Source organism: Fictibacillus sp. 26RED30, assembly GCF_015903845.1.
Lineage (GTDB): Bacteria > Bacillota > Bacilli > Bacillales > Fictibacillaceae > Fictibacillus > Fictibacillus phosphorivorans.
The window spans coordinates 82,491-98,050 of sequence record NZ_JACZDV010000004.1 but is presented as its reverse complement, the minus strand read 5'-3'; the positions used below and the strand labels follow the sequence as shown (position 1 = coordinate 98,050).

At 40.4% G+C, this 15,560-nt stretch carries 19 protein-coding genes; 13 read left to right on the top strand and 6 right to left on the bottom strand.

Annotated features, from left to right (window positions below; genetic code table 11):
- Positions 1–151: 151 nt before the first annotated feature.
- The gene (locus tag IHV11_RS18555; RefSeq protein WP_197195849.1) at positions 152–634 is read left to right on the top strand and encodes an acyl-CoA thioesterase; all 483 of its coding nucleotides are present in this window, start codon (positions 152–154) and stop codon (positions 632–634) included.
- Positions 635–664: 30 nt separating this feature from the next.
- Positions 665–1,030 (top strand): YbaN family protein, encoded by a 366-nt coding sequence (locus tag IHV11_RS18550; protein WP_137791437.1) that lies wholly within the window; start codon positions 665–667, stop codon positions 1,028–1,030.
- 47 nt (positions 1,031–1,077) lie between these two features.
- Here IHV11_RS18550 and IHV11_RS18545 read toward each other — a convergent pair whose 3' ends face one another.
- Positions 1,078–1,755: a peroxiredoxin gene (locus IHV11_RS18545; protein ID WP_197195848.1), complete on the bottom strand. Its 678-nt coding sequence runs from the start codon at positions 1,753–1,755 to the stop codon at positions 1,078–1,080.
- Positions 1,756–1,767: 12 nt separating this feature from the next.
- Positions 1,768–2,529 (bottom strand): ferritin-like domain-containing protein, encoded by a 762-nt coding sequence (locus tag IHV11_RS18540; protein ID WP_197132388.1) that lies wholly within the window; start codon positions 2,527–2,529, stop codon positions 1,768–1,770.
- A gap of 143 nt (positions 2,530–2,672) precedes the next feature.
- On the opposite strand from IHV11_RS18540, the gene IHV11_RS18535 reads away from it, so the two are divergent.
- The 8 genes from IHV11_RS18535 to IHV11_RS18500 all read left to right on the top strand — a co-directional run bounded on the left by IHV11_RS18535 (position 2,673) and on the right by IHV11_RS18500 (position 8,166).
- The gene (locus IHV11_RS18535; protein ID WP_197195847.1) at positions 2,673–3,653 is read left to right on the top strand and encodes a spermidine synthase; all 981 of its coding nucleotides are present in this window, start codon (positions 2,673–2,675) and stop codon (positions 3,651–3,653) included.
- A 230-nt stretch (positions 3,654–3,883) separates the two neighbouring features.
- Positions 3,884–4,321, top strand: a complete 438-nt coding sequence (locus tag IHV11_RS18530; RefSeq protein ID WP_197195846.1) for a LytTR family DNA-binding domain-containing protein — start codon at positions 3,884–3,886, stop codon at positions 4,319–4,321.
- Positions 4,322–4,339: 18 nt separating this feature from the next.
- Positions 4,340–4,783 carry a hypothetical protein gene (locus tag IHV11_RS18525; RefSeq protein WP_197195845.1) on the top strand — a complete coding sequence of 148 codons (444 nt, stop codon included), beginning with the start codon at positions 4,340–4,342 and terminating at the stop codon, positions 4,781–4,783.
- A gap of 183 nt (positions 4,784–4,966) precedes the next feature.
- Positions 4,967–5,776: an alpha/beta fold hydrolase gene (locus IHV11_RS18520; RefSeq protein ID WP_197195844.1), complete on the top strand. Its 810-nt coding sequence runs from the start codon at positions 4,967–4,969 to the stop codon at positions 5,774–5,776.
- A gap of 108 nt (positions 5,777–5,884) precedes the next feature.
- On the top strand, positions 5,885–6,319 hold the full coding sequence (locus IHV11_RS18515; RefSeq protein WP_197132403.1) for a YciI family protein: 435 nt from the start codon (positions 5,885–5,887) through the stop codon (positions 6,317–6,319).
- On the top strand, positions 6,316–7,569 hold the full coding sequence (locus tag IHV11_RS18510; RefSeq protein WP_197195843.1) for an RNA polymerase sigma factor: 1,254 nt from the start codon (positions 6,316–6,318) through the stop codon (positions 7,567–7,569). Before IHV11_RS18515 ends, IHV11_RS18510 begins: the two co-directional genes overlap by 4 nt.
- A gap of 92 nt (positions 7,570–7,661) precedes the next feature.
- Complete coding sequence (locus IHV11_RS18505; protein WP_197195842.1) at positions 7,662–7,832, top strand: hypothetical protein; 171 nt, start codon at positions 7,662–7,664, stop codon at positions 7,830–7,832.
- Positions 7,825–8,166: a DUF1801 domain-containing protein gene (locus IHV11_RS18500; protein ID WP_197195841.1), complete on the top strand. Its 342-nt coding sequence runs from the start codon at positions 7,825–7,827 to the stop codon at positions 8,164–8,166. Before IHV11_RS18505 ends, IHV11_RS18500 begins: the two co-directional genes overlap by 8 nt.
- A gap of 66 nt (positions 8,167–8,232) precedes the next feature.
- Here IHV11_RS18500 and IHV11_RS18495 read toward each other — a convergent pair whose 3' ends face one another.
- Together IHV11_RS18495 and IHV11_RS18490 are read right to left on the bottom strand one after the other, a co-directional pair.
- Positions 8,233–9,735: a sodium:solute symporter family protein gene (locus IHV11_RS18495; RefSeq protein ID WP_197132414.1), complete on the bottom strand. Its 1,503-nt coding sequence runs from the start codon at positions 9,733–9,735 to the stop codon at positions 8,233–8,235.
- A complete protein-coding gene (locus tag IHV11_RS18490) occupies positions 9,736–9,936 on the bottom strand; it encodes a DUF3311 domain-containing protein (protein WP_197195840.1) in 201 nt (66 codons plus the stop codon). It lies immediately after the preceding gene.
- Positions 9,937–10,161: 225 nt separating this feature from the next.
- On the opposite strand from IHV11_RS18490, the gene IHV11_RS18485 reads away from it, so the two are divergent.
- Positions 10,162–10,869 (top strand): proprotein convertase P-domain-containing protein, encoded by a 708-nt coding sequence (locus IHV11_RS18485; RefSeq protein ID WP_197195839.1) that lies wholly within the window; start codon positions 10,162–10,164, stop codon positions 10,867–10,869.
- Positions 10,870–11,240: 371 nt separating this feature from the next.
- On the opposite strand, the gene IHV11_RS18480 is transcribed toward IHV11_RS18485, so the two are convergent.
- Positions 11,241–11,687, bottom strand: coding sequence for a hypothetical protein (locus IHV11_RS18480; RefSeq protein WP_197195838.1), 447 nt, complete (start codon positions 11,685–11,687; stop codon positions 11,241–11,243).
- 11 nt (positions 11,688–11,698) lie between these two features.
- Positions 11,699–12,046 (bottom strand): ASCH domain-containing protein, encoded by a 348-nt coding sequence (locus tag IHV11_RS18475; protein ID WP_197132423.1) that lies wholly within the window; start codon positions 12,044–12,046, stop codon positions 11,699–11,701.
- Between the two features lie 165 nt (positions 12,047–12,211).
- Here IHV11_RS18475 and recQ point away from each other — a divergent pair, with 165 nt between their 5' ends.
- Together recQ and IHV11_RS18465 are read left to right on the top strand one after the other, a co-directional pair.
- On the top strand, positions 12,212–14,353 hold the full coding sequence (gene recQ, locus IHV11_RS18470; protein ID WP_197195837.1) for a DNA helicase RecQ: 2,142 nt from the start codon (positions 12,212–12,214) through the stop codon (positions 14,351–14,353).
- Positions 14,350–15,546: a class I SAM-dependent rRNA methyltransferase gene (locus IHV11_RS18465; protein ID WP_197195836.1), complete on the top strand. Its 1,197-nt coding sequence runs from the start codon at positions 14,350–14,352 to the stop codon at positions 15,544–15,546. The genes recQ and IHV11_RS18465 overlap by 4 nt, the downstream gene beginning before the upstream one ends.
- Positions 15,547–15,560 lie beyond the last annotated feature (14 nt).

Here is a 15,560-nt window from a genome sequence, read left to right as displayed (position 1 = left end):
GAGTTGGGAAGATAGGACGAGGGGTATTTAATAGATCATTCTTTCTGTTATGTATTCTTACGTACCCGTCTTACGTGATGGGTATTTTTCTTTGTTCACTAACTCCCTCAAAATAAGAGGAGCTTTCAAGCTTCAGAAAAGAGGGTATGGTATGGAACAGCAGTTATCAGCAAACATCTCAAGAACGATTCAAACAAAGTTGGTATTGCCCCCTGACACGAATCACATGGGAACGATATTCGGTGGTACCGTTTTATCGTACATTGATGAAATCGCAGCGATTGCCGCCATGAAGCACAGCAAGAAAGTGGTTGTCACCGCATCCATTGATAATGTAAACTTCTTATCGTCGGCTAAAGTGGGAGACATCCTCATATTAGAAGGTGTAGTGATCTCAACGGGAAGAACGTCTATGGAAGTATACGTAAAAGTGGAGTGTCAAAATCTAGAGACGGGGAACAGGACGTTGAACACCACGTCAATCTTAACGATGGTGGCCATCGATCAAAACGGTAAGCCGTTTCCGGTACCGAGTGTCATTCCTGAGACAGAAGAGGAAGAAGCACTCTTTAAAGGTGCTCCACTACGGAAAGAACGGCGTTTGTTATATAAAAATGTAAACGGTATGGTTTAAGTTTAATAGATAAAGGAAGTGAGAATCCCAATGAAAATTAAAAACATCATATTTGTAATGTTGGGGTTCTTTTTCCTAGGTTTAGGCGTTATCGGTATCGTCTTGCCGTTGCTTCCTACCACACCTCTTTTATTATTGGCATCTTATTTCTTCGTAAAAGGTTCAAAAAAGTTTGAAGTGTGGTTTAAAGGAACCGACATCTATAAAAAACATCTAGATGATTTTGTTAGGAATCGTTCGCTCACTAAAAAGAAAAAGATCATGATCAGCCTGTTTTCAGACTCAATGATCTTGATTACTTTTATCCTTACAGACAGTATGATCGCAAGAGTGATCTTGATTCTTGTGGTGATGTATAAGTATTACTATTTTATCGTTAAAATTAAAACGGCATAGAGGATGTGTCGGCATAAAGAGAGCAGCCTAATCGTAGGCTGCTCTCTTTATCTGTCATGAAGTGGCTTTGTACATAACCACCAATCGTAGCATTCAATCTCTCCTGCTTGTGCTTGTTCTGCCCGTTTTTTCGCTTCTTGTACGGTTGTAGGTGCTGGAACGATCAGACGGTCTCCGACTAGTTCGTTTTTCGGCCAGTTTGCAGGTGTTGCTCCTTTATTTCGATCTGCTGTCTGCAACGCCTTCACCGCTCTTAGAATCTCATTGATATTACGACCAACATTTTCGGGATACGTAAGGATAAGACGAATTTTACCTGTCGGATCTACGATATAAACACTTCTGACCGTTCTTGTTCCCATCGTAGGGTGTATCATTCCAAGTCTAGTAGCAATCCTCCCTAGACTATCCGCGATGATCGGAAAAGTAATCTCTACTTTTAAATTCTGCTGTATCCATTCGATCCACTTTAAGTGTGAGTATACTTGTTCTACAGATAATCCGATTAAGTAAGTGTTGAGCTTTCTAAACTCGGGCATGAGCTTTTGAAACGCAACAAACTCCGTTGTGCATACGGGTGTAAAGTCACCCGGATGGCTAAAGAGGACAAACCAATGACCTTGATAGCTTGTTGGGAGGACAAGTTCCCCAAGGGTTGTATGAATCGTCATCTCCGGAAATTGATCGCCAATAAAAGGCTTTGAAAATGTTTGTGTAGATTCCATTCCTCTCTTCTCCTATCTTCCTTGGTTTCCCATCATCTTGCTCTTTTTCAACAGCTGAGACTCTCCTGTTTTTTCCCACTCTTCTACCTGTTCAATAGCTTGTTGAGGTGTGAATCCTTGACCAACAAGAACACCAGATAAAATAAATTCCTGATAGAGATGAGTTAAGTTAATGCCTTCTTCGGTCTCTTTTAATGCTCTTTGTACTAACGGATCAATGTACGAAACCCATTGATCAGCTAAGCTCTCCGTTTGAGGCATTCTGTGTTCTTGATGAAAAGAACGAGGAGCACTTGATGTACTGTTTAACGTGAATAAATAGTTGTACTTTGCGCTGTGCTTTATCTCATCTGTAATGATGTTAAACAGAATGTCTCGATAATACGTATTAGGAAGTCCTTGGCGAATAACGCGATATTTTTCTACGGCAGCAAGTTCCCCAAACAGCGCTTTTACAAGGCCGTCTTTATACGTTTTGGGCTTCTGAAACTCTTCTCCGTTCATTGGTGGAACTTCTTGGCCAGTAAGGTCTTTGTAGATCATTCTGAAAAGCTTGTTATGTCTTTTCTCATCATCTCGAATGGATGCAATGATTAATTTTTGCTCGTTTGTGGGTGCTTCAGAAATTAAGTAATCGTAAAATAATTCATCTTCTCTTTCGCCAGCAACAGCTTCCCTGATAAGTTGCAGAGATAGTTGAAGTGCTTGCTGCTGCCCATCACTTTGCTGTTGTCCGGTGTCTTGTTGCTGTTGTTGTGGGTTCATATAGCTCATAAGATAACCTCCAAAAAAATGATTGTCGCATTAGTATATGCACACGCCTAAATTTTGTTTATACACAAAGATTTAAACACCACATGTCCGATGCATGAATAAGAATGAGCATATAGCTCGTTGAAAAATAAGGAGTGTTTATAGTGGATGAACTTATGTGGCTAACGATCGGTGCAGCCGCAGTTTTTATAATAGAAGCGGGTGGTTATTTATATTGGAGGTTTTTGGGAAGTGGCTCACTTAAACTCTATATAAATGAAGGTCAGAGACCCGAAAGAGACTTCAAACTGATTCAGACGTTCAAAACATTGACACAAAGAATTGCACTAATCGATGTCTCAGGAGAAGTATGGGTCTACAGCAATGGTGAAATCATGTTTGGCACGAAACAAGATGAAAATGAGTATGCAGAAGTGATTGTACATGTTCCGATGGCCGCAGCGAAAGAGACCAAACGCATCTTAATCATCGGTGGCGGAGGCGGAATCAGTGTGCGAGAGGTTTTGCGCTATGAGAACGTTGAGGAAATTATCGCTGTAGATGTTGATGCGGAGATGATGGATCTTGGAAAGAACTTCGATCGTTTAGTTACATTCAATGAGGGTTCATTAAATCATCACAGAGTGAGAACGGTGATTGAAGATGGCAGACATTTTGTAGAAGAAAGCCTAGAAACGTGGGATGTGATCATTGTAGACATACCAGAACCAACTGAAAGATGTCCAAGTCTATCCCAATTGTTTTCTTTAGAGTTTTATCATCAATTAAAAGAACACTTAAACCCGGGTGGTGTTGTATCAATTGCTTGTTCAACCGTCAACCTGATGCCAGAATATATGTGGAGCATCGAAAAGACGTTAAAAGAATGTGGACTTTTCACAATTCCCTTTCATAATTTCTCTAACAAGACGGGTGTGGATTGGGGTTATGTCCTCGCTTCGACATTACCGGTACAGCGAGATGACATCCGATTAAAAGTTACCGTTCCATTCTTAACAGAAGGAAGACTGAAGGATGTGTTGGAACTACCATACTACTTGAAGAACCTTGAAAACAAAGGTGATATACAGACGGATCAGAACACCGTCCTCTTAGATATTGTAAGAAGAGAATTGAATAATTGACATAGATAGCACTTGTGTAACTTACAAGTGTTTTTTTAATGATTAAAATTATGGATTTGGAGTAATTAGCATTTCTAATAAACTGTACGGTAATAATTTTTTGTTTTCATGTAGCTGGCTGTGCAACTTGGTAACGGTTTGTGACAGGTTGGTCAGAAGTGGATTTACGATGAGAAGATCATGACATATACTGGTTGAAAATAAAGTGAAACACATAAAGGGGGCGTGAGATGAAGCTAACAATACATGAAAGTGATGATCATGAAGGCTTGGAAATCATTGTGAAATGCAAAATGTTAAATGATGAAGTTATAAAAGTTCTAACTTCGTTGAGGTCCCTTGAAAGAAAAGTATTGGGTACAAAGGATGGAAAGGTCTATCTTCTTTTACCAAATGATATTTATTATTTTGAGTCAGTTGATAAAAAGACATTTGCTTATACCGAAAACTCGGTCTATGAGGTGTCATTAAGGTTGTATCAAATTGAAGAGCTGTTCGGTGATGTGAATTTTTTTCGTGCTACAAAAGCAAGTATATTGAATCTCGATCGATTACAATCCATTTCCCCGCGAATTGGGGGCAGGTTAGAAGTGAAGATGGAGAACGGAGAGAACCTATTAGTGTCCCGTCAGTATGTGCCTGTTTTAAAGGAAAAGTTAGGTTTTTAAATTAAAGGAGGCGATGATATGTTTAAAAAAATTATGGCGTATACGGTAGCATTTAAAACGATTATGAGTTTATTCTTTTCGGGAGGAATCATCATTTATGTTGTGTTCGGCTATATGCTCGGAAAAAGGGAGATCTCATTTGAGATGATCGTTCAAATCTTTTTTATCAGTATTCTGGTTACTGGTTTGCATTACTTATTTTGGACTGAGGACACTAAAGTGAAGTTAACAAATAGTTGGAAACTGATCATACAATATTTTATTCTCGGCTTCGTTTTAATAGGGATGTCCCAAGTATTTAACTGGTTCGAGTGGGGAAGCAAAACATTTTATATGATGCTGGTTCTGTTTCACATTCTTTATCTGGGCGGCATACTTGGATTCACCATCTATTTTAAAGTGCTAGGATTTCAATTCAATAAGAAGATGCAGCATTATCGAGAGCAGAATCAAGTTCGCTAGTTTATAGAATTTTTTTTAAGAGTATAGTGGGGTAACAATCATAATCGCAGCGACTTCGTTGCGATTATTCTTTTCTGTAAAAAAACTGAAAAGAATAAAAAAGTGTGTCGATATTATCGTCTCCTCTTCGTCGTATAAGTAAATCAGCTTAAAAAACAATTGAAATGCTAAGGAGAGATTCATATGAATACTGTAATTTCAAAAGATGGAACAAAAATTGTTTATGACAAGGTAGGAAATGGACCTTCACTCATCTTAATCGGAGGCGCATTCAGTTATCGAAAGTTCCCAGGCATGGTTAAACTTGCAAAATTATTATCAGACCATTTTACAGTTTACACATACGACCGACGTGGCCGTGGTGATAGTGGTGACGCAGAACAGTATGAACCCGTACGAGAGTATGAAGATCTGGATGCAATTATCTCAAAAGCAGGAGGAACGGCATTCGTTTGGGGGTTATCATCAGGAGCTGTTCTTGCTTTACAAGCAGCTGCTCATGGAGCGAGTATTGCAAAATTAGCGCTCCACGAACCACCATTTATCGTCAATGACAAAGATCATGTACCACCAAGGGATTTTTCAAAAAAGGTTAGTGAACTTGTTGCTGATGATCGCAGTGCGGATACGATTAAATATTTCATGACGAAGGGCATGGGGGCTCCTTCATTCGTTGTAACTATGATGCGTATGATGCCTGGTGTTTGGTCCAAGCTTATGGCGGTTGCACATACCCTTCCGTACGATGCGACATTATTAGAAGGATATATGGAAGGAAAGTCATTGCCTGAAGATTTTTGGAATAACGTAACAGTGCCAACAATTGTACTTAAAGGTACAGAAAGTCCTTTAATGCTTCGTGACGGAGCAGATGCTTTAGTAAAAGTGCTTCCTAATGCTGAATTAATAAGTAAGAAGGGGCTTGGACATACGAAACAGCTCAATGTTAAAAGTATTTCTTCTGAGCTCGTCTTATTTTTTTCTGCTGTATAAACTAGAGAAAATCACTACAGGATTTTTTTAACAAATACCGAAACCTTTTTATAGATTTATCGTGCAGATCATTAATATGAAGAGTTAAAAATGAGGAGGCAACTACACATGAGATTTATGATGATCGTTAAAGCGACTGCAGATTCAGAGGCGGGGGTAATGCCGAGTCAGGAATTAATAGATGCCATGCAAAAATATAACGAGGAATTAGTAAAGGCAGGTGTGCTTCTTGCTGCAGACGGCTTACAACCCAGTTCAAGTGGTATACGAATTTCTTACCCGGAACGGGGCGGTCGTCCTAAAGTAATTGACGGCCCGTTTACAGAAGTAAAAGAACTAATTGCAGGCTATACGCTCATTGAAGTGAAGTCAAGAGAAGAAGCAATTCAGTGGGCTCTGCGTATGCCGGATCCACATGGATATGGGCATGGTGAGATTGAACTGCGACAGGTTTTTGAAGCGGAGGAAATAATGGAAAACCCTATTCATTTAATGAAAGAAAGAGAACTTCGAAAAAAGGCTGAGGAGCAACAAAAAGCGTGACAGTGGTGGATGTAAATCGAGCGATCGAAGAGATATGGAGAATAGAATCTGCGAAGTTGGTCGCAAGCTTAACGCACATGCTGCGAGATGTAGGTATCGCTGAAGATATTGCTCATGATGCATTAATCGTCGCATTAGAAAAATGGCCAAATATCGGTATACCAGATAATCCGGGGGCATGGCTGATGACTGTGGCCAAACGGCGTGCGATTGACTTAATAAGGCGTACAAAAAAACGTGAACAAAAATATTCCGAGCTGGCCAGAGGAACTGATCTGTACACGGAAGAAGATGTTGATCAGGTGATAAACGAAGAAATTGGAGATGAACTTCTTCGTTTAATCTTTATGACCTGTCATCCGGTGTTATCGCAAGAAGCTCGGGTTGCACTAACATTGCGTTTATTATGTGGTTTAACTACTGATGAGATCGCCCGTTCTTTTCTTCTGTCAGAATCTACTGTAGCGCAACGAATTGTACGTGCCAAAAGGACACTTAAATCTGAAAATATACCTTTTGAAGTTCCAGCAAAAGAAGATCGAAAAGAACGTCTATCAACGGTACTTGAAGTTATTTATCTGATGTATAACGAAGGGTATGCGGCAACATCAGGCGATCATTGGGTTCGTCCTTTATTGTGTCAGGAGGCATTGAGATTAGGGCGCGTTCTTGCTGAGCTCGCCCAAAGTGAATCAGAAGTACATGGTCTAGTAGCATTAATGGAAATACAATCTTCACGGTTGAAGACTAGGATAAATGCAAAAGGGGAACCAATCTTACTCATGGATCAAAATCGAGCACAATGGGACCGTTTACTGATTCGTCGTGGATTAGCGGCACTCGAGCGGAGTGAAAGGATAGGTGTACCACTCGGACAATATGCGATTCAAGCGAAAATCTCTGCTTGTCATGCAGAAGCTCATTCCGTTGAAGAAACGAATTGGGTAAAAATAGCTGCGCTTTATGAGGCGTTATACAGGATTTCCCCTTCTCCTATTGTGGAACTAAATCATGCCGTAGCTATCTCAATGGCATTTGGTCCTTCAATAGGACTTCAACTTGTAGATGAATTAAGTAGGGAACCTTCTTTACGGGAATATCACCTTCTATATAGTGTGCGTGGAGATTTTCTTTTTAAGTTGGGAAGATTTGATGACGCACGTATAGAATTTAAACGCGCTGCATCCATGACTAAGAATGATAAAGAGAAAAGCCTTCTGATGGAAAGAGTAAAAGAATGTGAGTCTTGAACGAAGTTTTTTTCAAACCTAGTCGATTATAGATGTTCAGTTTCGTAGTTAAGGTAGGAAAGCTGATCACAATCCAAAGGAGGAAACGATGGATGCGATATCAGAGAGGTAAAGTAGAAAGCAAGGGAAATTATTCATTACGTCGAAAGCCACCACTTTCGAGTCCAAGTAAAGAAAGTCTGAAAAAGGACTTAGAAGAACATATATTTATGTTGCAAAAGGCCGATAGGACAAAAATAAAGGAGACAGTAAACGATGAATAACGATGTGACCCAATTTATTGACGAATTAAAAGAATCCTGGCAGGTAGAGTTATCTACGAATCTACGCGGAGTTGTTCACCAAGCAATACCTGAAGTTCATGAGCGGATTCAGTATAAAAAGCCTCACTTCTTAAAAAACGGAAAATACGCTGCAGTAATCTCGACATCCAAAGATGCAGTAAGTTTTACGATTTTTAATGCAAATTCATTAAAACTTCCAGAAGGTCTGTATAGTGGTCCGCCAGAACGTAAAACCATTAAGCTGCGGAAAGGTGACACGATTGATTCCGAACAACTGGTTTCTTTTGTCAAAGAAGCTTCGAGTTCTTTATGATTTGTTCATTAAAAAAGCTTGAGTCCGAAGATTTTTGGACTCAAGCTTTTTTTTGTGGAGTAAAAGTTATGCTCCTTTTCGTACAAGTTGTTCTTCTTTTGATGACTGATCAAACAAGTATTTCTTTACAGCGTTTGAGGAATGCTTCGCTTTTTTAACGAAGAAAGGGTTCAACCCAACTACCGTTATAAAGTTAGCCATCAATCCCCAGAAACCTTCATAGATTCCAAGGCTTGTACCTGTTGAGTAGACTGTGAAGGTAACGACAAGTCCGACAATCAGGCCAATAATGGTAGCTTCTCTAGATTGATTTCTCCAGAACAAGCTGATAACGATTGCAGGGAAAATCTGCACCATTCCTGATACACCAAGCAACTGTAGGGAAACGAGCGCTTGTGGAAACACAAGACCGAACAATAACGCAAGTCCGATAACAACGAAAACCATGCCGCGAGTGATCATCGTTAGTTTCGGTCCTTTTACTTTCGGATTGATGAGGTCACGATAGATGTTGTTTGCAAATAGGTTCGATGCACCAATCGCCATGATGGAACAAGGAATGAGTGAAGCCAGTGCGATTGTTGAGTACGCTAAACCCTGACCGATTCCACCATAAGACGTTTGAATCAACGCAAGAAGAGCAAACCTAGGATCCGTCCCATCTGGTAAAACAAGAAAAGCGATGAATCCAAGGAAAACAACAAGAATTAAAACGATATTATAAAGCGGCAGAAACAGTGCATTTTTTCGAATGGCATCTGCACTTTTTGCTGTGAAAACGCCTGTTGCCGCATGTGCCCACATAAAAAGAGCGAGTGATGATACAAAAGCTGCTGTAATGAACCATGTAACACCTTTTGGCCCAGAGTCTGGAATCGTTAAGAGGTGAGGAGCTTCCGTTACGATTTTATCAACCATAGGATTCCAGCCGCCAAAGTGCATGATTGGAAGAGACACGACCATGAATAACATGATTGCCCACACTAAAACATCCTTAATAATCGCTGTATAAGTCGGTCCTTTGATCCCACTGAAAAATGTATAAAGTGCAACAAGCAAGAAAGAGGTGATCACGACCACTTTTACATTGATAAAGCCTGTCCCAGCAACCTGAAGCGTATCTTGAATACCACTCAGCTGCAAACAGATATACGGAATCAGCATAAGTACGCCGACGATGGCGATGAGTGAAGATAATAACTTAGAGTCAAAACGTTCGCGAGCATAGTCTGCTAGAGTGGTTAACTTATGCTCATTCGCCACTTTCCATAACTTCGGAAGGAAAAAATAAGAGATAAAATACGCCAGAACCGAGTAGGGAATCGCGAAGAAGGCGAGACTTCCTGCTGTGTAAGCGGTACTCGTTAAACCTAGGAACGTATAAGCTGTGTAAAGATCTGCACCCACTAGAAACCAAACGAGTAAGCCGCCAAAGCGTCTTCCGCCAACAGACCATTCTTCAACTGAGCTTCGGGTAGCTTTGTCCCTTCCGGCAAGAAAGCCGATCAGAACGACTGTTAAGATAATAAAAATCGTGATAGATAGTGCTGTAAGATTACCTTGCTGCATTTAGTCCAGGCTCCCTTCTGATTTCTGAAGTTGATAGATTCCTAATGTGCAAAAAGGAGTTAGCACAATCCACAAAAACAACCATAACTGAAGAAACGGTAGTCCGAAAATGATAGGATCGATCCTGTTTACGAACGGTAGAACGACCAGTTGTGCGATAAATGGAGCGGAGATCAATACGATCAATAATAATTTCTTCATGCTGCATGTGTCCCTTCTGTGGTGTTTTTAGAAAGATAATGTTCACAATCATAACAGCTTAAAAAGATAGGGACAAGGGGAATTATATAAATTTTTAAAATATTTAATATTATTAGATAGTGAAAGCGTTTTTATCAGCTGTGAAATTAAATACTGTGTTACCTAAGCGAAAATTGGAGACTTGCATATAGTAGAAGTAACCGTATAAGAGGGAGGTGGGAAACAATGATTCATTCATGTGTTTGTCACACGGTAAAATGTTTGAATTACGGACAAGTTGTTGTGTTAGTAGTAGGGGGTAGACAAGTTCCTTTTATTTTTCAAGGGATTAGAGGGAATTGCGTTGTTGGAATTACGAGTGGGAATCAAGTGCTAGCTTTAGACTGCGGATGTATAACAGCCATTATCTGTGGAAGGACTGCAGTAAACACAACTCGCTTTGCTAATCCTAACGTCATTACAATTCCTGACAGCGGAGCAGCAACACCGTATCCATCGATTATTAATGTATCAGGTTTATTTGGGACAATTACAAATGTAACGGTAACTCTTCGTAACCTTACACATTCATATCTATCAGATCTGCAGGTGCTACTTGTAGGTCCTCAAGGACAGAATGTCATCTTAATGTCTACAGTTGGAGGCTTTAGTCCTGGAGTTGTAAATGCTACTTATACGTTCAGTGATGCAGCAGTAAATTCTATGACAGAAAATACAATTCCTCCACCAGGCATTTATAAACCAAGTATTACTCCTCCAGTTACAGCATTACCAGGTGCCCCAGGACTACCTTATGGAACGGTACTTAGCGTTTTTAATGGTACGAATCCGAATGGAACATGGCAACTGTATGTATATGATCAATTTGCTCAAGACGTAGGAGCCATCAATAGGGGTTGGGAGCTGGCAATAACAACAAGAGATTCATTGTAACCGTAAAGCCTCCAACCAAAGGAGGTTTTTTTTTGTTACCAATCTTTTCGCTGATGTTTACTTTCTTTTCTTTCAGAACCATCCGGCATGCTAAGACCGTGCTGTCTCACAGTTTATTCTATATAGAGAGGCGAATTTCTTCTTACATAGGCGGCCATTTCTATGCCAGCTGGACACCAAGATAATGAATCCACAAAAATAGCTTCTGAATCCAGAAATTTGCATGCTTAATCCAAAAGTTTAGCTGTTTAATCCACGAGTTTTAGGCTCCAATCTACATTTTTTGTCTACCAAGTTAAATTTGTCCACTCCATATGGACGCAACGAAAAAAGCCGCACCCTCACAACACAAGGGAGCAGCTTCCGCCAACCTATCCAAACCACAAATATGGTTTTCCGACCATAAACCAAAGCATAATCATCAATAATCCGAGGTATATCAAAACGGCACGCTGCAGTTTTTGAGCTAGCGCCGTTTTATCGTGCGTTTCATCATCAAACTTTCGAAGCGTCGGTGAAAAGGCGCGAGCTAAAAAGAACAGCGAGCAAAACAAGATGATTAAAGTCATGAGGATCCATGGTGTGTCCCACGTCCAAGGTCCTGTGAACACGAGCAATAAACCTGACAATACTAAGACGTGACCCGCGTGTTTGGCGAGCCAAACGACAAACCGATATGTGCCGAGGTGAGCTTGCATCTCATCTCCACTAGCGGTTCGCAGCTTTTTAATCAGTGGGAACAGGATAAAAAACGGTCCAACTGAAATGATCACGCTTAAAATATGGATATACAAGAAAATAGGATACAAAACATCCATGGAGTTATGATCTAGCCTTTAGCAGGACTGAATTCGTGAACCCATACTTGCATATGAGGAAGCCACGGCATACCAGGGTGGTATGAAAGAATCGCGTTCTTATACTCTTCAACCGTTGCAAAGCCTTCGTCTTCGGCGTGTTGATCAGTTAGTTCACCAAGAGATTGTCGGTATACGTTGTTTACTACGAACGAATGCCCTTCTAATTCCATGATTTCCCCAATGTCAGCATAGCGTCCGTTTCTGCGAGTTGCCGTTTTCTTGCCTTCTAGAACTTTAGCAACATCAGCTGGCATCGTTACGAGTCTTTCAATGGAACATGTTTTTGGTGGTAAATTGTTGTTTTCTTGATTTGTCATATGTAAAAACTCCTTTTCCATTTCTCCAATTCCTAATGTATCACACTTTATTAAGTAGTCTGTCTATTTTTATCGGAAGAAAACGGTAAGATGTGTCTTTGCTATGTTGAGTCAGTACCTTTATAATCAAGAGATGACTCTACCTGAGGGAGGCTAATTTAAGTTTTGATAGAAAAAGCAAAGCAAATGCTGAATTTGCATTACGGTTATTCTTCATTCCGGAACGGACAAGAGCAAGCGATTCAATCGGTTTTAGCGGGTGACGATACACTCTGTGTTATGCCTACTGGTGGCGGAAAATCGATCTGCTATCAAATACCTGCCCTTGTTTTTGAAGGAACAACAATTGTTATTTCTCCTTTAATTTCATTAATGAAAGATCAGGTTGATACATTATTGCAGTTGGGTATTTCCGCGGCCTTCATCAATAGTTCACTTACAGCAGCAGAGGCGAGAGAACGAATTGAAAAGGCGAAAAGCGGTGAGTATAAACTTTTATATATTGCACCAGAACGCCTAGAATCCTATGACTTTATGGATCATTTGAGACAGATCGATATACCTTTAATCGCGGTAGACGAAGCCCACTGTATCTCGCAATGGGGACACGACTTCAGACCGAGCTACCAACGTATTCAAAGAATGATCGGGAATCTGCCGAATCGTCCGGTAGTGCTCGCGTTAACGGCAACAGCTACACCGCGTGTTCGCCAAGACATCTGCTGGTCACTTGATATTGATGAGAACAAGACGGTATTAACAGGATTTGAACGTGAAAACTTATCTTTTTCTGTGATTAAGGGACAAGACCGTCTTTCTTACTTAAAAGATTTTCTCAAAAAGAACGAGAAAGAAGCGGGAATCATATACGCAGCAACACGTAAAACGGTTGATCAGCTTTATGAAACACTCCAAAAAAATGGTATCAACGTATCTCGTTATCATGCAGGAATGAATGACAACGAGCGTATGGAACAACAAGAACAATTTCTTCAAGATGAGTCATCAGTCATGGTGGCTACTTCTGCGTTTGGGATGGGTATCGATAAATCGAATATCAGATATGTTATCCATTTTCAGCTTCCTAAAAACATGGAGAGTTATTATCAAGAAGCCGGTCGTGCTGGCCGTGATGGACTTCCAAGTGAATGTATCCTGCTATATTCATCACAAGACGTTCAGGTACAGCGTTTTCTGATTGATCAGTCTAGTGAACAGGATCGTATGGCGCAAGAGCTGGAGAAGCTTCAGCTCATGGTGGACTATTGCTACACAGAAAGCTGTTTGCAGCAATCAATCGTCCGTTATTTTAGTGATGAAGAAATACCACCATGCGGCCGGTGCGGCAACTGTACGGATAATCGCGATAGCATCGATGTAACAAGAGAAGCGCAGATCGTGTTGTCCTGTATCGTGAGGATGGGACAGAAGAGGTTCGGTAAGACGTTGATTGCGCAAGTACTGACCGGGTCCAAGAATAAAAAGGTTTTAGAGATGCGATTTAATAAGCTGCCAACTTACGGCATGCTGAAAGATAAAAGTACGAAAGAAATAACAGATCTCATCGAGTTTTTTATCTCACAAGAGATCATCGCTGTTGAGCACGGTACGTTCCCAACTCTTTATATAAAAGAAAAAGGGAAAGACATCCTGCTCGGAAAAGAACAGATCATGCGCAAAGAAGCGGTCGTAACGAAACAAGTGGCTGCAGATGATCCGTTATTTGAAGAGCTTCGAATCGTGCGTAAGACGATAGCTGAACAAGAGAACGTTCCACCGTTCGTTATTTTCGCAGATACCGCGTTAAAAGATATGTGTGTGAAGCTGCCTGTGTCAAGAACTGAATTTTTGAGTGTGACGGGTGTTGGTCAAAATAAGCTTGAGAAGTACGGAGAGCGGTTTATCTCTGCTATTTCTTCTTATTTGGCTGAGCATCCAGAGCGAAGAGAAAGTACGGGTCAGAGCACCGTTGCAAAAGAGCCTGCCAAAAAGACAACGCCTGATTCTCATCTTGAAACATACACTCTCTATAAAGAGAAGATGTCAGTGGATGAGATTGCTGAACATCGCAATCTAGCCGTGAGTACAGTGGAGAGTCACCTCGTTCAATGCATACAAGATGGAATGGACGTTTATATGGAGGATCTCATTCCAAATGAACATGTCTCAGAAATTGAACATGCCATTCAACAAGCTGGCGGAGAAAAGTTAAAGCCGATCAAAGAATTACTTCCTGAAGAAGTAAGTTACTTTATGATTAAAGTTTACTTGCTGCAAAACGAAAATAAGAAACGGGTGACAAGATGAAGAAGAATGTCCGATTAAAAGTAAAACCTTCTTATGTGAAGGGGTTAAAAACAGGTTTTCCATTGATTACGGAGGATACTGTACAAAATATAAGCAACGTAAAAGAAGAAGGAACGATCATTGAACTGTTTGATGAAAAGAATGTGTTCCTGGGTAAGGGATACTACGGTAAACAGAACAAAGGCCGTGGATGGGTACTCACGCAAAATTCACAAGAACTCATCGATCAAGAATTCTTTGAGAAGAAACTGAAAAAAGCGATCAACCATCGCCAAGATCTATTTAACAATTATGAAACAACAGCTTTCCGCGTTTTTAACGGTGAGGGAGACGGAATCGGTGGACTGACGATCGACCACTATAACGGCTACTACGTTCTAACTTGGTATAGTGAAGGCATCTACTCTTTTAAGGATGAAGTGATTGCCTCTCTTAAAGAGCTTGTTAAAGTAAAAGGCATCTACGAGAAGAAGCGTTTTGCTGTAAAAGGAAAATATATTGATGATGACGATTTTGTAGAAGGTGAACAAGCGCCTAGTCCACTAATCGTAAGAGAGAACGGAATCCACTTTGCCGTTTATCTAAATGATGGTGCAATGGTCGGTGTGTTCTTGGATCAGCGTGATGTGCGCAGAACCATTCGTGATCAATATGCGAAAGGGAAAACCGTTCTGAATACGTTCTCTTATACAGGTGCGTTCTCAGTTGCGGCTGCTCTTGGTGGTGCTCTGAAAACGACAAGCGTTGATTTAGCGAATAGAAGTCGAAGCAAGACGCAAGAACAGTTCAGTGTGAACGGTCTGAACTATGAAGACCACGACATCATTGTAGAAGATGTGTTCAACTATTTTAAATATGCCGTTCGTAAAGAGCTATCATTTGACCTTGTTATTCTAGACCCCCCTAGCTTTGCGCGATCTAAGAAAAATACGTTCAGTGCTGGGAAAGATTATCCTGATTTATTAGCACAAGCGATCCAGATTACAGAAAGAAATGGTGTAATCGTAGCTTCTTCTAACTGCTCAACGTTTGGGATGAAAAAGTTTAAAGAGATGATATCATCAGCATTTAAACAAACAGGCGGCACGTATAACATTTTAGAAGAGTTTAAGCTTCCACAAGATTTTAAAACACACAAAGAGTTCAAAGAGGGTAACTATTTAAAAGTAGTGTTCATTGAAAAATTAAGCTAACCGGCGAAAGGGGA

What these genes read in the sequence shown, in the direction of transcription:
- IHV11_RS18485 (WP_197195839.1), top strand. Translation starts at nt 10,162, where the DNA reads ATGATTCATTCATGTGTTTGTCACACGGTAAAATGTTTGAATTACGGA.
- IHV11_RS18550 (WP_137791437.1), top strand. Translation starts at nt 665, where the DNA reads ATGAAAATTAAAAACATCATATTTGTAATGTTGGGGTTCTTTTTCCTA.
- IHV11_RS18475 (WP_197132423.1), bottom strand. Translation starts at nt 12,046, where the DNA reads ATGACAAATCAAGAAAACAACAATTTACCACCAAAAACATGTTCCATT.
- IHV11_RS18500 (WP_197195841.1), top strand. Translation starts at nt 7,825, where the DNA reads ATGAATAACGATGTGACCCAATTTATTGACGAATTAAAAGAATCCTGG.
- IHV11_RS18540 (WP_197132388.1), bottom strand. Translation starts at nt 2,529, where the DNA reads ATGAGCTATATGAACCCACAACAACAGCAACAAGACACCGGACAACAG.
- IHV11_RS18505 (WP_197195842.1), top strand. Translation starts at nt 7,662, where the DNA reads ATGCGATATCAGAGAGGTAAAGTAGAAAGCAAGGGAAATTATTCATTA.
- IHV11_RS18555 (WP_197195849.1), top strand. Translation starts at nt 152, where the DNA reads ATGGAACAGCAGTTATCAGCAAACATCTCAAGAACGATTCAAACAAAG.
- IHV11_RS18465 (WP_197195836.1), top strand. Translation starts at nt 14,350, where the DNA reads ATGAAGAAGAATGTCCGATTAAAAGTAAAACCTTCTTATGTGAAGGGG.
- IHV11_RS18515 (WP_197132403.1), top strand. Translation starts at nt 5,885, where the DNA reads ATGAGATTTATGATGATCGTTAAAGCGACTGCAGATTCAGAGGCGGGG.
- IHV11_RS18520 (WP_197195844.1), top strand. Translation starts at nt 4,967, where the DNA reads ATGAATACTGTAATTTCAAAAGATGGAACAAAAATTGTTTATGACAAG.
- IHV11_RS18530 (WP_197195846.1), top strand. Translation starts at nt 3,884, where the DNA reads ATGAAGCTAACAATACATGAAAGTGATGATCATGAAGGCTTGGAAATC.
- IHV11_RS18480 (WP_197195838.1), bottom strand. Translation starts at nt 11,687, where the DNA reads ATGGATGTTTTGTATCCTATTTTCTTGTATATCCATATTTTAAGCGTG.
- IHV11_RS18545 (WP_197195848.1), bottom strand. Translation starts at nt 1,755, where the DNA reads ATGGAATCTACACAAACATTTTCAAAGCCTTTTATTGGCGATCAATTT.
- IHV11_RS18490 (WP_197195840.1), bottom strand. Translation starts at nt 9,936, where the DNA reads ATGAAGAAATTATTATTGATCGTATTGATCTCCGCTCCATTTATCGCA.
- IHV11_RS18495 (WP_197132414.1), bottom strand. Translation starts at nt 9,735, where the DNA reads ATGCAGCAAGGTAATCTTACAGCACTATCTATCACGATTTTTATTATC.
- IHV11_RS18525 (WP_197195845.1), top strand. Translation starts at nt 4,340, where the DNA reads ATGTTTAAAAAAATTATGGCGTATACGGTAGCATTTAAAACGATTATG.